14 protein-coding genes are annotated in these 14,004 nt (G+C 59.1%); 4 read left to right on the forward strand and 10 right to left on the reverse strand.

Annotated features, from left to right (window positions below):
• Nucleotides 1-31 precede the first annotated feature (31 nt).
• The 6 genes from msrQ to KVQ74_RS05540 all read right to left on the reverse strand — a co-directional run bounded on the left by msrQ (nt 32) and on the right by KVQ74_RS05540 (nt 6,008).
• Entirely contained in the window at nt 32-643 is a 612-nt protein-coding gene (msrQ, locus tag KVQ74_RS05515) for a protein-methionine-sulfoxide reductase heme-binding subunit MsrQ (RefSeq protein ID WP_217829999.1), read from the reverse strand.
• Nucleotides 643-1,656: a protein-methionine-sulfoxide reductase catalytic subunit MsrP gene (msrP, locus tag KVQ74_RS05520; RefSeq protein WP_217830000.1), complete on the reverse strand. Its 1,014-nt coding sequence runs from the start codon at nt 1,654-1,656 to the stop codon at nt 643-645. The genes msrQ and msrP overlap by 1 nt, the downstream gene beginning before the upstream one ends.
• A 63-nt stretch (nt 1,657-1,719) precedes the next feature.
• Complete coding sequence (pssA, locus tag KVQ74_RS05525; protein WP_064589202.1) at nt 1,720-2,577, reverse strand: CDP-diacylglycerol--serine O-phosphatidyltransferase; 858 nt, start codon at nt 2,575-2,577, stop codon at nt 1,720-1,722.
• A gap of 147 nt (nt 2,578-2,724) precedes the next feature.
• Nucleotides 2,725-3,741 carry a ketol-acid reductoisomerase gene (gene ilvC / locus KVQ74_RS05530; protein ID WP_217830001.1) on the reverse strand — a complete coding sequence of 339 codons (1,017 nt, stop codon included), beginning with the start codon at nt 3,739-3,741 and terminating at the stop codon, nt 2,725-2,727.
• Between the two features lie 48 nt (nt 3,742-3,789).
• A complete protein-coding gene (ilvN, locus tag KVQ74_RS05535) occupies nt 3,790-4,281 on the reverse strand; it encodes an acetolactate synthase small subunit (RefSeq protein WP_003205610.1) in 492 nt (163 codons plus the stop codon).
• Between the two features lie 2 nt (nt 4,282-4,283).
• Nucleotides 4,284-6,008 carry an acetolactate synthase 3 large subunit gene (locus KVQ74_RS05540; RefSeq protein ID WP_217830002.1) on the reverse strand — a complete coding sequence of 575 codons (1,725 nt, stop codon included), beginning with the start codon at nt 6,006-6,008 and terminating at the stop codon, nt 4,284-4,286.
• Between the two features lie 400 nt (nt 6,009-6,408).
• Here KVQ74_RS05540 and KVQ74_RS05545 point away from each other — a divergent pair, with 400 nt between their 5' ends.
• A complete protein-coding gene (locus tag KVQ74_RS05545) occupies nt 6,409-6,825 on the forward strand; it encodes a DUF4124 domain-containing protein (protein ID WP_217830003.1) in 417 nt (138 codons plus the stop codon).
• A gap of 18 nt (nt 6,826-6,843) precedes the next feature.
• Here KVQ74_RS05545 and KVQ74_RS05550 read toward each other — a convergent pair whose 3' ends face one another.
• From KVQ74_RS05550 to mrcB, 3 genes are read right to left on the reverse strand one after another with little or no spacing between them, the layout of a single operon-like run.
• Nucleotides 6,844-7,179, reverse strand: coding sequence for a YqcC family protein (locus KVQ74_RS05550; RefSeq protein ID WP_217830004.1), 336 nt, complete (start codon nt 7,177-7,179; stop codon nt 6,844-6,846).
• A complete protein-coding gene (locus tag KVQ74_RS05555; protein ID WP_217830005.1) occupies nt 7,179-7,925 on the reverse strand; it encodes a hypothetical protein in 747 nt (248 codons plus the stop codon). The genes KVQ74_RS05550 and KVQ74_RS05555 overlap by 1 nt, the downstream gene beginning before the upstream one ends.
• A 16-nt stretch (nt 7,926-7,941) precedes the next feature.
• Nucleotides 7,942-10,266, reverse strand: coding sequence for a penicillin-binding protein 1B (gene mrcB, locus KVQ74_RS05560; protein WP_217830006.1), 2,325 nt, complete (start codon nt 10,264-10,266; stop codon nt 7,942-7,944).
• A 117-nt stretch (nt 10,267-10,383) separates the two neighbouring features.
• Here mrcB and KVQ74_RS05565 point away from each other — a divergent pair, with 117 nt between their 5' ends.
• From KVQ74_RS05565 to KVQ74_RS05575, 3 genes are all read left to right on the forward strand, one after another.
• Nucleotides 10,384-11,940, forward strand: coding sequence for a bifunctional aminoglycoside phosphotransferase/ATP-binding protein (locus KVQ74_RS05565; RefSeq protein WP_217830007.1), 1,557 nt, complete (start codon nt 10,384-10,386; stop codon nt 11,938-11,940).
• Between the two features lie 91 nt (nt 11,941-12,031).
• Nucleotides 12,032-12,376 (forward strand): pentapeptide repeat-containing protein, encoded by a 345-nt coding sequence (locus KVQ74_RS05570; protein ID WP_217830008.1) that lies wholly within the window; start codon nt 12,032-12,034, stop codon nt 12,374-12,376.
• Nucleotides 12,377-12,595: 219 nt separating this feature from the next.
• The gene (locus tag KVQ74_RS05575; protein WP_217830009.1) at nt 12,596-12,868 is read left to right on the forward strand and encodes a TfoX/Sxy family protein; all 273 of its coding nucleotides are present in this window, start codon (nt 12,596-12,598) and stop codon (nt 12,866-12,868) included.
• A gap of 287 nt (nt 12,869-13,155) precedes the next feature.
• On the opposite strand, the gene KVQ74_RS05580 is transcribed toward KVQ74_RS05575, so the two are convergent.
• On the reverse strand, nt 13,156-14,004 hold the full coding sequence (locus KVQ74_RS05580) for a ChaN family lipoprotein (RefSeq protein WP_217830010.1): 849 nt from the start codon (nt 14,002-14,004) through the stop codon (nt 13,156-13,158).

Consider the following 14,004-nt stretch of genomic DNA (forward strand, 5'->3'; position numbering starts at 1 on the left):
CTGAATCTGCCGTCAACCGTTAATTTCACTTTTATTGCAGAACCTGCCTTTTACCCACCAGACGCGGGATTCGGCGAGCTACAGGAGGAAGACGCAGTATTAACAGCAAGGCACCCAAAGAGGCATAGATAGCCCACTCCTTTAGATCTGCACGCACGATCCACAACATATGCAGCAATCCAAGCCCAAGAACCCCATAAACCAGTCGATGCAACTTCTTCCAGCGTTTACCCAACCGACGCTGGCTATAACGGTTGGACGTCACTGCCAATGCCAACAGCCCCAGGAAAGCGAGCGAGCCGACAATAATGTAGGGGCGCTTGCGCAACTCAACACCCAATTGCGACCAGTCAAACCCCAGAATGAACGCCAGATAACTGCACAAGTGCAGAACCACATAGGCAAAACACCAAAGCCCCAACTGGCGGCGCACGGCAATCCACCCCGCCCACCCCGTCAGTTTCTGCAGCGGCGTCATGCTCAATGTGACCAGCAACAACACCAAGGTCCCAAGCCCGAGCCGATCGACCAGCACCTTGCCGGGATCCGGTCCGAGCAGATCTGCAAAGGCCTGGTAAAACCACAGCAACGGCCAGATCAACGCCGCAACGAAAACGCCTGCACGCCATAACGGATACCGCATCAGTAATTCTTCCGCAGATCGAGTCCTGAATATAAAGAAGCGACCTCATCCGCGTAGCCATTGAACATCTGCGTATCGCGCACATTCGACTTGAACAGACTGTTCGGCAGGCGCCGCTCTCTCGCCTGGGTCCAGCGTGGATGATCGACTGTCGGATTCACGTTGGCGTAGAAACCATATTCATCCGCCGCAATACTTTGCCATGTGGTCTTGGGCTGCTCGCTGACCAGGCTGATCCGCACAATCGACTTGACGCTTTTGAAGCCGTATTTCCACGGCACCACCAGACGCAACGGCGCGCCGTTCTGATTCGGCAACTCACGGCCGTACATGCCGACCGCCAGGATCGCCAGCGGATTCATCGCCTCATCCAGACGCAACCCTTCTACATAGGGCCAGTCGATCAACGCAAAACCGGAGCGCTGCCCAGGCATGCTTTTGGGATCCTGCAAAGTTTCAAAGCGAATGTACTTGGCGTTGGCCGTCGGCTCGACCTGCTTGAGTAGCGCAGAAATCGGGAACCCGATCCATGGGATGACCATCGACCACGCTTCAACGCAGCGCAGACGATAGATGCGCTCCTCCAGCTGATAAGGCTTCATGAAGTCTTCCAGCGCATAACGCCCGGGCTTGCCAACCTCCCCGTCCACTACCACGCTCCATGGCTCGGTTTTCAGCGATCCGGCGTTGACTGCCGGGTCGCCCTTGTCCGTACCGAACTCATAGAAGTTGTTGTAATGGGTCGCGTCCTTGAAGGGCGTGATGGCTTCGTCCTTGACGTTCACCGCTCCCCATTTGGTAGCAGGCAGTTTCTCGGCGAACCAGGCGGGAGCCTTTCCAGGCTCGACATCGGCGTAACGCACCGCATCGTCGGCGCCGGCCCGGCGCGGCAGGCTGCTTACAGCCAGACCGGCCGCTGTTGCGCCGAGCAATTGACGACGGGAAAGATAGATGGATTCTGGCGTGACGTCCGACTCATGGCAGTCAGACGCTTTGGGGACTTTGATCAGCATGGCAACTCCGCAGCTCTGGAGGACAGTTGCATCCATAGAGTGCGGAGTATGCGGGAAATTACATCACTCGGCGTTTTTGTGACGACGAAGATGCAACAGGTACTGCACCGGGCCAGACGCGGCATAGGCGAGGAAAACCAGCAGCAGAATGCGCGGCGGATCGCTGAAGACCACGGCAAAAACCAGCACCACCGCCAGGATCGCAACGAAAGGCACGCGCCCTTTCAAATCCAGTTCCTTGAAGCTGTTGTACTTGATGTTGCTGACCATCAGCATGCCGGCCGCCGCGACCATCAGGGCCACCAGGAACGACATCTTGGACCCCTGGATCCCGTAATCACTGAAAGCCCAGACGATCCCGGCAACCACGCCGGCAGCCGCCGGACTGGCCAGACCGATGAAGTAACGCTTGTCGGCCGTGCCGACCTGCGTGTTGAAGCGTGCCAGACGCAATGCCGCGCCAGCCACATAGATGAAGGCGACCATCCATCCGACCTTGCCCATGTCACCCAACGCCCAGCCGAAGGCCAGCAGCGCAGGCGCCACACCGAAGGCGACCATGTCCGACAGCGAGTCGTACTCGGCACCGAACGCACTTTGGGTATTGGTCATGCGTGCCACTCGGCCATCAAGGCCGTCGAGCACCATGGCAACGAAAATGGCGATCGCGGCAAAGGCGAAATATTTGCTCGCATTGGCGCTGTCACCGGCGCTCAACGCAGCCTGGGCACTCATCGAGTTGATAATGGAGTAGAACCCTGCGAACAGGTTCGCCGTGGTGAACAGATTCGGCAGCAGATAGATACCACGATGCCGGACCTTACGGCCTTCTGCGTCATGCCCTTCTTCGATGTGTTCATCGATGGGCAGCAGGCTTTCGGCGTCAGAAGCCTGGTTCGGCTCTTCGGGACGTTCGCTCATGGACATTACCTTGCAACGGATTGGACAGTTTCGACAGGTGTCTGGGACGACGGTTCGGCCGCAAACGATGCAGCTTTATACCAGAACCGTCGGTTCAAACGAAAAAACGCGGCCGAGGCCGCGTTTTTTCATACAAGGGTCGAAGACTTAGTTTTTGGCTTTGTCGACGATCTTGTTGGCACCGATCCACGGCATCATGGAGCGCAGTTGCTCGCCGATGACTTCGATACCGTGAGCGGCGTTGTTGCGACGCTTGGCGGTCATCGAAGGGTAGCCGGTTGCGCCTTCGCTGATGAACATTTTGGCGTATTCGCCGTCCTGAATACGTTTCAGGGCGTTGCGCATGGCCTGACGGGACTCGGCGTTGATCACTTCCGGACCGGTCACGTACTCGCCGTACTCAGCGTTGTTGGAGATCGAGTAGTTCATGTTGGCGATACCGCCTTCGTACATGAGGTCAACGATCAGCTTCAGTTCGTGCAAGCACTCGAAATAGGCCATTTCTGGCGCGTAGCCCGCTTCAACCAGGGTTTCGAAACCGGCTTTGACCAGTTCAACAGTACCGCCGCACAGAACGGCTTGTTCGCCGAACAGGTCGGTTTCAGTCTCGTCCTTGAAGGTGGTTTCGATGATGCCGGTACGACCGCCACCAACGCCGGCAGCGTAGGACAGCGCAACGTTCTTGGCGTTGCCCGAGGCGTCCTGGTAGATCGCGATCAGGTCAGGAATGCCGCCGCCTTTCACGAACTCGGAACGTACGGTGTGGCCTGGTGCTTTCGGCGCGATCATGATCACGTCGAGGTCGGCACGCGGAACAACCTGGTTGTAGTGGATCGCGAAGCCGTGGGAGAAGGCCAGGGTAGCGCCCTTCTTGATGTTCGGCTCGATTTCGTTCTTGTACAGCTGGGACTGGAACTCGTCCGGGGTCAGGATCATGACCAGGTCCGCGCCAGCAACGGCTGCAGCAACGTCGGTCACTTTCAGGCCATGGGCTTCAGCCTTGGCAACGGTCGCCGAGCCTTTACGCAGACCAACGGTAACGTCGACACCGGAGTCCTTCAGGTTGCACGCTTGAGCGTGGCCTTGGGAACCGTAACCGATGATGGCAACTTTTTTGCCCTGGATGATCGACAGGTCGCAGTCTTTATCGTAGAAAACTTTCATGAATTTCCCCTATATATCCAGGCCGTTCAGGCCATTCGCTAATTTGGTTTAGATGCTGAGTACTTTGTCGCCGCGGGCAATACCGGTGACGCCACTACGGACAGTCTCCAGAATCGATGCGGTGCCGATGGACTGAATGAAGCTGTCGAGCTTGTCGCTGGTACCGGTCAATTGAACGGTATACACGCTGGCACTGACATCGACGATCTGTCCACGGTAAATATCGGTGGTGCGTTTGATCTCGGCGCGCTGGGCGCCAGTGGCCTTGACCTTGACCAGCATCAGTTCACGCTCGATGTGAGCGCTTTCCGACAGGTCCACCAGCTTGACCACTTCGATCAGCTTGTTCAGGTTTTTGGTGATCTGCTCGATGATTTCATCGTGACCGACAGTGGTCAGCGTCAGACGCGACAGAGTCGGGTCTTCGGTTGGCGCCACGGTCAGGCTTTCGATGTTGTAGTTGCGCTGCGAGAACAGGCCGACTACGCGAGACAAAGCACCGGGTTCGTTTTCCAGAAGCAAGGAAATAATGTGCCGCATGATTAGGTACGCTCCGTCTTGCTCAGCCACATATCGCGCATCGAGCCGTCTTTGATCTGCATCGGGTAGACGTGCTCGCTGGTGTCGACCGAAATATCGATCACCACCAGGCGATCCTTCATGGCGAACGCTTCTTCCATCTTCGACTTCAGATCTTTCGACTCGGTGACGCGAATGCCGACGTGACCGTAGGCCTCTGCCAGCTTGACGAAATCAGGCAGTGACTCCATGTAGGAATGCGAGTGACGGCTGCCGTAACTCATGTCCTGCCACTGACGAACCATGCCCAGAACACCGTTGTTCAGGATGACGATCTTCACCGGCAAACCATATTGCAGGCAGGTCGACAGTTCCTGAATGTTCATCTGGATACTGCCTTCACCGGTCACGCAGGCGACGTCAGCATCAGGGAAGCTCAGGCTGATGCCCATGGCCGCCGGCAGACCGAAGCCCATCGTGCCCAGACCACCGGAGTTGATCCAGCGGTTAGGCTTGTTGAACTTGTAGTACTGCGCCGCGAACATCTGGTGCTGACCCACGTCGGAGGTCACATAGGCGTCGCCCTTGGTCACTTCGCACAGGGTTTCGATCACAGTCTGTGGCTTGATCTTGCTGCCGTCGCCCTTCTCGTAAGGGAACAGGCCGCGATCACCGCGCCATTCGTCAACCTGCTTCCACCAGCTGGCCACCGCTTCCTTGTTCGGGGTTTCGCCGATTTCCTTGAGGATCGCGACCATTTCGGTCAGGACGCTTTCCACCGGACCAACGATAGGCACGTCGGCCTTGATGGTCTTGGAGATCGAAGCCGGGTCGATGTCGATATGGATGATCTTGGCGTTCGGGCAGAACTTCGGCGCGCCGTTGATCACGCGATCGTCGAAACGCGCGCCGACAGCCAGGATCACGTCGGCATGGTGCATCGCCAGGTTGGCGGTGAAGCTGCCGTGCATGCCGAGCATGCCGATGAACTGACGATCGGTGCCAGGGTAGCCACCCAAGCCCATCAAGGTGTTGGTCACCGGCAGGTTGAGCATTTGTGCCAGTTCGGTCAGCGGCGCGGAGCCGTTGCCCAGAATCACGCCGCCGCCGGAGTACAGCACGGGACGCTTGGCCGCCAGGAGCATTTCTGCCGCCTTGCGGATCTGCCCGGAGTGACCGCGAACGGCCGGACTGTAGGAACGCAGTTTGGCTTTCTTCGGGAAGATGTATTCGAACTTCTCGGCCGGGTTGGTCATGTCTTTCGGAATATCGACCACGACCGGGCCAGGACGACCGGATTGCGCCAGGTAGAAGGCTTTCTTCATGACTTCCGGGATTTCCGAAGCGTGCTTGATCATGAAGCTGTGCTTCACGATCGGCCGGGAGATACCGATCATGTCGGTTTCCTGGAACGCGTCGGTGCCGACCATGGTGCTTGGCACCTGACCGGAAATGATCACCATTGGAATCGAGTCCATGTAGGCCGTGGCGATACCGGTGATGGCGTTTGTGGCGCCTGGACCGGAAGTCACCAATACCACGCCGGCTTTACCGGTGGCACGGGCATAGCCGTCAGCCATATGGGTAGCCGCTTGTTCGTGACGAACCAGAATGTGGGTCACTTCCGGTTCTTTGAACAGGGCATCGTAAACATGAAGAAGAGCACCACCCGGGTACCCGTAGATATATTTGACGCCTTCGTCACGCAAGAAGCGGACGAGCATCTCACCGCCAGATAAAAGCTCCACGTTGTTCACCTCTAAAACGCCAGAATACCGCCCACGAAAAATGGAACGGGTCTTAATAGGTTTACTTCTCGGCAGAGCATGAGCGACGGTGGTCGCCGACTACGTCAGCACTGACTGAGCAAGTATTGGGATCGTCCCAAGTGTTGCGGGCCTTTCCCACCCAGCGCGAGGTAACGCGTTGCGGGTGTAACAGGTCGGCGCGGATGTGCGCCTCATGATCTACCGAGTGGGTCTGCTTCTGGCAGTCCCTCTACAGCGGACTTTGGATTCTTCTGTTTCGCCCTCTCCAAGTCAAGCCGTCTGTATGCCTAATTGTGGGTAAGCACATGAGAACGCAAGAAAAAACCTGGAAACAGCTACTCTGTTAGCTTCAATTGCGCAATTTTGCCAAGGAATCAGCATGCGAACGCTTCTGCTAACTCTGCTGATCGGCCTCAGCCCGTGGTGCATGGCCGGTCAGATCTACAAATGGGTCGACGCCCAAGGGGTGACTCATTTCGACGCACAACCGCCACAAGGGCAGCCTTCCAGCGTCATGCAGACACCCGCGACACCAGTGGTCCGGCCGCCGGCAATGCCCGGCAGCGGTCCGATCGGCGATCAGAAAAGCATCGATGACAGCGTGAAGAAGCAGGTCGCCGAGCAGCAGGCTGAACTGAAAAAGTTCTGCGAACAGGCGCGCACGAATCTCGCGCAGTTGCAGAACAACCCACGCTTGAGAGAGGAAGTGGAAGGTGAAATGCGGCGCCTGAGCGATACGCAACGTCAGGAACGCATCGTCGAAGCGCAGAAACAGATCGCGGAAAACTGCCAGTAAGCACTGGCAGTTTCACCTTCAGCGGGTGGCGACGATCAGTTGGTCGAACTCTTTGAGCAACTGCTGGAGCTTGTGATCCCGGCCCTGGACATTGCGCTGGGCGAAAACCATTTCGGCCATTTCGCGAATACCCGAGGCATTCGGCAGCGGCATGTTCTGCTCAAGGATGATTTTCATCTTCGGCAGGAAGATCCATTGCAGCCACTGCTCGAACTCGAGGGTATCGACAGAAAACGGCTCGACGCTGCTCAAGGCCTCGGCGGACGGTTCAACCTCGTCCCACCAGCCTTGCGCCCGTAGCTCGGCCTCGATCAGCAGCAACTGGTCGGCGATTTGCGGGAAGCGCACGTCCATCACAGCGCAACCTTGGCTTTCTGACGGGCCAGGCTGGCGCCGGCGGAATCACCTTGTTTCTCGCGGGCCTGGGCGATCAACTCCCAGAGATTGGCCTGCAAGTCGGGACGACCATTGGCCATGGTCAGCGCACGACGGGCAAATTGCTCGGCCTGCGGAGCATCGCCCTGGGCCATGCGCACCTGCGCCAGACGGTAAAGCACTTGCGGCTCACGCGGCGCCACGCGCTGAGCGCGCTCCAGACTGGAGGATGCACCGTTGAGATCACCGCCCGCCTGTTGTTGCTGAGCGGTGGTCAGCAAGGCGAGCACCGGGCCATCCAATTGCTCATCGGCGGACAGACCGCCGCTGCCGGCCGAAGGAATGCCGCTCGGCGTCGAAGGCATGCTGTAGCTGCCGGCGTTGATCGGCGCCGACTCGACCGGCGCAGCATTGTAAGGCCCCGGCGTGATCGGACCGGATGAAACCGGACCTGGCGTGATCGGCGAAGTGCTGATCGGGGTCGACGTTGCACCGCCGCCAGGCACCATCACCACCACACCGGTATCGCCTTGCGGAATCGCCTGCACCTGGCCTTGCACGGGACGCTTGACCGTCGTCTGACGGAAGCCGCCATTGGCGGAAATACGCTCACTGTTGGACACCGCCGTCCCGGAATCCACGACCGGGATCGAACCACGCTGTACGGTGGAGCAGCCACTGAGCAAAGCCACGGCGGTCACCGCTGGAATCAACCACTTGTTCACTTGAAACCCTCTTTGCTTAATTCATCCAGCCCTTGACCCAATCCATCACCGACTCGCCGGAAGCAGGCGTTTCGCCCGCACATGAGGCGCCGGGTGGTGGTTCGCTGCCGCGAATATACGGCATCTGCACCGCCCCCGGACAGTTGGCATCGGAACCCTGACCGGTACGCGAATCGACCCACGCCTGCACCACGTTATCCGGCTGCGGCATGTCCAGCGGCAGCGGATCGGCCTTGCGCATGAAACTGGTCCAGACCTGCAACGCACCGGTAGCGCCGGTGAACGGCGTCTTGCCGTTGTCATCGCGTCCAAGCCAGACCACCGCCAGCAGGTCCTGGCTGAAGCCGGCGAACCAGCTGTCACGGGAATCGTTACTCGTACCGGTCTTGCCCGCCAGCGTCAGGGTCTTGGGCAACACGTTATAGACCGAACTGCCGGTGCCCTCACGCATGACGCGCTGCATGGCGTTCTGGATCAGGTAGATCGAAGCCGGATCGAAGCGCTGCTCGATCTGGAACGGATAGCGCTTGAGCGGCTCGCCCTCGGCGGTCAGCACGCTGCGAATGCCGCGCATCGGCGTGTTGAAACCGCCATTGGCCAGGGTCTGGTACATGGTCGCCACTTCGATCGGGGTCATCCCGCCGGCGCCCAGCAGCATCGACGGGAATGCCGGGAACTCACGACTTACGCCCAGGCGCCCGAGGGTCTTGAGAACATTCGGAACACCGACTGCCAGCCCGAGACGCGAGGTCGACAGGTTGTAGGAGTGCGCCAGGCCCTGATAGAGGAACACCGTGCCATGAGAGCGGCGGTCGTAGTTCTGTGGCTTCCAGACCTGACCGTCCGCGCCCTTCACAGCCAACGGCTCATCCGACAGCCAACTGGTCAACGTGTACTGGCTTGGTTTTTCCAGCGCCGTCAGATAAACAGCCGGCTTGATCAACGAACCGATCGGCCGCACCGCGTCCAGCGCCCGGTTGAAGCCGGCAAAACTGGCCTGGCGGCTGCCGATCATGGCCTGGACTTCACCGGTTTCCGGGTTGGTCACGACCATGGCCGCTTCCACATCATCGGAACCCTTGCGCCCGGCAAGACGTTTGAAGGTGTCGTTGACCGAGGCTTCGGCCTTCATTTGCAGGATCGGATCGAAACTGGTGAAGATCCGCAGGCCTTCTTCGGTCAAGTCTTCGTCACGGTAGTCTTCACGCAACTGGCGCTTGACCAGATCGATGAAGCCGGGGAAAGAACTGTCGGCCAGCTTGCCGCGCGTGGTCACGCCCAGCGGCATCTTCTTCGCGGCGGCAACCTGCTCGGCGGAGGCAACGCCCTGCTGCTCAAGCACATCTAGCACCAGATTACGGCGTTCCAGCGCCCGCTCCGGATTCCGTCGCGGATTATAGTAGGACGGCCCCTTGACCATGCCCACCAGCAACGCGACCTGATGCAGTTTCAGCTCGGACAACGGCTGGCCGAAGAAAAACTGGCTGGCCAGCCCGAAGCCGTGAACTGCGCGCTGACCGTCCTGACCGACGAAGACTTCGTTGAGGTAGGCCTCAAGGATTTCCTTCTTGTCGTAATGCAGCTCAAGCAACATCGCCATCATCGCTTCGGTGAGCTTGCGGGTCAGGCTGCGTTCGTTGGTCAGGTAGAAGTTCTTGACCAGTTGCTGGGTCAGCGTACTGCCGCCCTGAGTCATCTTTCCGCCGGAGGTGTTGACCCAAATGGCCCGGGCAATCGACTTCGGCGACACGCCCCAGTGGCTGTAGAAATCCCGGTCTTCCACGGCGACCAGGGTTTCAAGCAGGTACGGCGGCACCTGATCGAGCTTGATCAGAATCCGGTCTTCGAGGTTTTTCGGGTAGATCCCGCCGATCAGCAGCGGCTCCAGGCGCACCACCGACAACTTCGAGCCGTTGGTCGCCGCCAGTTCGGCCACGTAATCGCCGGAGAAGCGCACGCGCACCGGCTGCGGTTTTTCCAAGCCTTCATAGAACTGGAAGCCACGGGTATTCAGATCGACCGTGTTGCCATTGACCGACGCCGCGCCGGGACCATTGCTCACTGCCTCACGGCGATAGCCCAGGGCATCGAGTTCCGTGAGGAAGTCGTCCTTGCTCAGTTTCTGTCCGACGAACAGCTCGAGCGGACGCGCGTACACCTTGGCCGGAATGGTCCAGCGCTTGCCGGAGAACTTCTCCTGCACCACGGCATCGAGGTAAACGGCGAAGCCGGCCAGCACCACAAGGCCGACCAGACTGAGTTTAATGGCCCAGCCCAACCATGGGCGCAGGCCCTTGGAGGGTGGTTTTTTAGGGGTACGGGGGGATCGAGTACGAGTCATGGCGGCGGATTATACGCACTTTATTCATACTCAACAGGAGCGCTCCGAGGTTTGCGTCGGGCTGGCGAGCGGCCATAATGGCGACCTCGAATTTCCCCAGTCTCTGAAGGATCGCCTGTGAGCCAGTCCCTGATCGCTGCCCTGCAAAACCCGGCCCTCTACCCGCACCCTGTCGAAGGGTTTCAGGTCATCGAAACCCACATCTCGTGGGTCCTGCTCACCGGTGCCTACGCTTATAAAGTGAAGAAGCCGGTGGATTTCGGCTTCCTCGACTTCACCAGCCTCGAATCCCGCGAACACTTCTGCGCTGAAGAACTGCGTCTGAACCAACGCCTGACCGACGATTTGTATCTGGAAGTGTTGCCAGTGACCGGCAGTGCCGAAGCCCCGCAACTGGGTGGCGAAGGCCCGGCCATCGAATACGTGCTGAAAATGCGCCAGTTCCCGCAGACCGGCCTGCTCAGCACGCTGCAAGCCAACGGCGAACTGACCACCGGGCACATCGACGAAATGGCCGAGCAAATCGCCAGATTTCACCTCAACGCCCCGAAAGTCCCGGCCGAGCACGACGCGGGCACGCCGGAAAGCGTGATGGCGCCGGTCCGCCAGAACTTCGAGCAGATCCTGCCGTTCCTCAGCGACAAAGCCGACCTGCTGCAACTTGAAGCGCTGAAGGCCTGGGCCGAAAGCAGCTTCGATCGCCTCAAGCCGCTGTTCGCCCAACGCAAGGCCGAAGGCTTCACCCGCGAATGCCACGGTGACATTCACCTGGGCAACGCCACCGTGATCGACGGCAAAGTGGTGATCTTCGATTGCATCGAATTCAACGAACCGTTCCGCTTCACCGACGTCTGGGCCGATACCGGTTTCCTGGCGATGGACCTGGAAGACCGTGGCCTGAAATCCCTGGCGCGTCGCTTCATCAGCCAATACCTGGAACTGACCGGCGACTATCAAGGCCTCGAAGTGCTGAACTTCTATAAAGCCTACCGCGCTCTGGTGCGTGCGAAAGTCGCGCTGTTCAGCATGCCCGCCGACGCTACGCCAGTGCAGCGTGCCACCACCCTGCGCCAGTACCGCAACTACGCCAACCTGGCGGAAAGCTACAGCACCATTCCTTCGCGCTTCCTGGCCATTACCCACGGCGTTTCCGCTGTCGGCAAGAGCCATGTGGCGATGCGTCTGGTCGAAGCGCTGGGCGCGATTCGCCTGCGTTCCGATGTTGAGCGCAAGCGTCTGTTCGGTGAACAAAACGTGGCGAATGACGTTCAGGCCGGCATTTATAGCGCCTATGCCAGCGTGGCCACCTACGCCCGCCTGCATGAAGTGGCGGCGGCGATCCTGCGTGCCGGCTTCCCGGTCGTAATCGACGCCACCTACCTCAAGCGTGAACAGCGTGACAGCGCAGCGCAGGTTGCTGAGGCGACCGGCACGCCGTTCCTGATCCTCGACTGCAACGCACCGCAAGCGGTAATCGAGAGCTGGCTGGCGATTCGTCAGGCCGATCAGAAGGATCCATCCGACGCGACCCTGGAAGTGATCGCAGCCCAACAGGCCAGTCGCGAAGCCCTGACCCCGGAAGAAATCCTGCGCAGCAAGCGCGTGCAGACCAATGAATCCGGCACTCTGGACGTCGTTGTGGCGCAAATCCGTCAGCACCTGCCAGGTCTGTAAGAAACTATTTCGACCGTGAGGCCCGCGCTGGCTTCACGGTCGTCAAATAGTGGCACTATACTGGCGTCATAAAACCAACAGGTGATTTGACATGAGCCAGCCGAAACTTCTCGACACTCCGCTTTATGCCTTGCTGCACAAGGACGACATCACAGGCTTCAACAAGGAACGCCCGAAAGACGGGCCGATCGACATGGTCGGTGGCGACTTTCGCGGCCTCGACCTACGTGAATTGAACGCCGACGGCGTGGACTTCCGGGACGCCTATTTCCGCTCCGCCGACTTGCGCGGCATCGACTTCCGTGGGGCATCGCTGGAAGGCGCGAGCCTGGCTCACGCGCAGATTTCCGGGGCTTACTTCCCGCCCGAGCTCAGTGCAGACGAAATCCTGATGTCGATGAACTTCGGCACCCGCCTGCGTTATCGCACCCGCTGATCGCCTGTTTGTCCCAATCGTCCAGCGCCCCCGCTTTGCGCTGGACTGCGTGCCAAGTGCCACCGCGCACGCGCGTCTGATCCCCTTTCCCACCGAAAAATCCGCTCAGTCTTAGAAGCTTTTGCGTCGAATCCGACCAAACAACCACGCTTTTCCTACTGATGGCTACACTCCTGAGAAGCTCGCCCACGCACCATTCGGCCGTCGCAAGGAGGCTTGATGAATGATGAACTGCAACACCTGAAGAATCTTGGCAAGACGTCAGCGCAGTGGCTGCATGCCGTGGGCATCCACAGCGCCTCGGACTTGCGTCGCCTGGGGGCGGTGGATGCCTACCGGGCCGTGCGCACGCGCGGGTTCCGGGCATCGAAGGTGTTGTTGTATGCGATCGAGGGAGCGCTGCTGGACATGCACTGGAACGATATTCCCGAAGAGCGCAAGGACGCCCTGAACAAACAGCTGGAGGCCATTTCCTCGCGCCATAAAAACTGAACAGGCGCCAAACGCGGTGGCCATCACTGCGCATGACGCCGTTCGGCAACAAGATGCTGACGTCCCCTGTTTACGGGGCATTCCGGCCAATTCGAAGATAAAACCGAATAAATGAGAAAACAGCTGTTGACTCGGTAATGAGAATCGCTATGATTATCACAACTGGTCGCGAGATCAGTCGATATTCTGAAAAGCCCTTGGTTCGGACTCTCAGATTATCTCCTCATCAGGCTAATCACGGTTATTTGACCCGGTTTTTACCGGGTCTTTTTTTGCCTGTGGAAAAGTCATTTGCCGAATTGCCTGCGCATTTCAGCGCAGTAATCCTTAGCAGGCATGGCGGGCGTGTACCAGACGTAATCGGCCATGGCCGAGGTGACCTCACTGCCCTGCTGTGCCAGTAACAACACAGTGGGCGCGACAACCGCTCCCAGATCCACAACATGCAATGGCACCCCCACATCCTTGCGCGCGTGGAATGTGCCGGCCAATAAAAGCGCAGGTGCAGGCGCCGCCAGCAAGCGCGAAGCCATGCGTCGATCACGCTGCTGCTGAACGGCTACCATCGCCGGCATTTGCGACTCGGGCAGCAGACCGCAGTGAGACTCGCTGATATCCCCCAACAGCTCGGCCTTCACCGACTCGGCATTACTGCGCGCCCCGGTCAACGCAGGAGGATTGCGATAAAACGCACGAATTTCAGCGTTATCGAGATTGGCCGCCATCACTGGATAAGGTTGCGCCAGGGCAAACCGGACAATCGGCCCGTACAGATTCCAGTCCCAGCCGTCCTGCCAGGCCAGCACATTGGCAAGATCAGCGGGTAACGTTCCGGCGCGTTGTACTTGTTCAACGCGCGGTTGCTGTTCGGGCACCAGCATTTCCAGCAACAGACTGCCTTGCGGGCGCTGCTCGCTCAGGTTCTGCAACAACCACAATTGCACGGCATGGTGATCGGCGTTGTCATGCTGCTCGCCAACGATCACTTGTGACGGCTTGCTCAATTGCGTGAGCAATTGCTCCGCCGTCAAGATCTCGCCGTTGCGCAAGTCACGAATCTCGCCGGCAACCGGCGGCGCGGCGACATGCTGACAGCCGCCGAGCCACAACACCGCCAACAGCAGAATCCCACGCAT

It is taken from the genome of Pseudomonas botevensis, assembly GCF_019145475.1.
GTDB classification, from domain to species: Bacteria; Pseudomonadota; Gammaproteobacteria; order Pseudomonadales; family Pseudomonadaceae; genus Aquipseudomonas; species Aquipseudomonas botevensis.

Bases quoted from the DNA above. Each gene is read 5' to 3' on its own strand.
- ilvN (WP_003205610.1), bottom strand. From the start codon at position 4,281: ATGCGGCACATTATTTCCTTGCTTCTGGAAAACGAACCCGGTGCTTTG.
- KVQ74_RS05550 (WP_217830004.1), bottom strand. From the start codon at position 7,179: ATGGACGTGCGCTTCCCGCAAATCGCCGACCAGTTGCTGCTGATCGAG.
- KVQ74_RS05545 (WP_217830003.1), top strand. From the start codon at position 6,409: ATGCGAACGCTTCTGCTAACTCTGCTGATCGGCCTCAGCCCGTGGTGC.
- KVQ74_RS05575 (WP_217830009.1), top strand. From the start codon at position 12,596: ATGAATGATGAACTGCAACACCTGAAGAATCTTGGCAAGACGTCAGCG.
- ilvC (WP_217830001.1), bottom strand. From the start codon at position 3,741: ATGAAAGTTTTCTACGATAAAGACTGCGACCTGTCGATCATCCAGGGC.
- KVQ74_RS05570 (WP_217830008.1), top strand. From the start codon at position 12,032: ATGAGCCAGCCGAAACTTCTCGACACTCCGCTTTATGCCTTGCTGCAC.
- msrP (WP_217830000.1), bottom strand. From the start codon at position 1,656: ATGCTGATCAAAGTCCCCAAAGCGTCTGACTGCCATGAGTCGGACGTC.
- mrcB (WP_217830006.1), bottom strand. From the start codon at position 10,266: ATGACTCGTACTCGATCCCCCCGTACCCCTAAAAAACCACCCTCCAAG.
- pssA (WP_064589202.1), bottom strand. From the start codon at position 2,577: ATGAGCGAACGTCCCGAAGAGCCGAACCAGGCTTCTGACGCCGAAAGC.
- msrQ (WP_217829999.1), bottom strand. From the start codon at position 643: ATGCGGTATCCGTTATGGCGTGCAGGCGTTTTCGTTGCGGCGTTGATC.
- KVQ74_RS05580 (WP_217830010.1), bottom strand. From the start codon at position 14,004: ATGCGTGGGATTCTGCTGTTGGCGGTGTTGTGGCTCGGCGGCTGTCAG.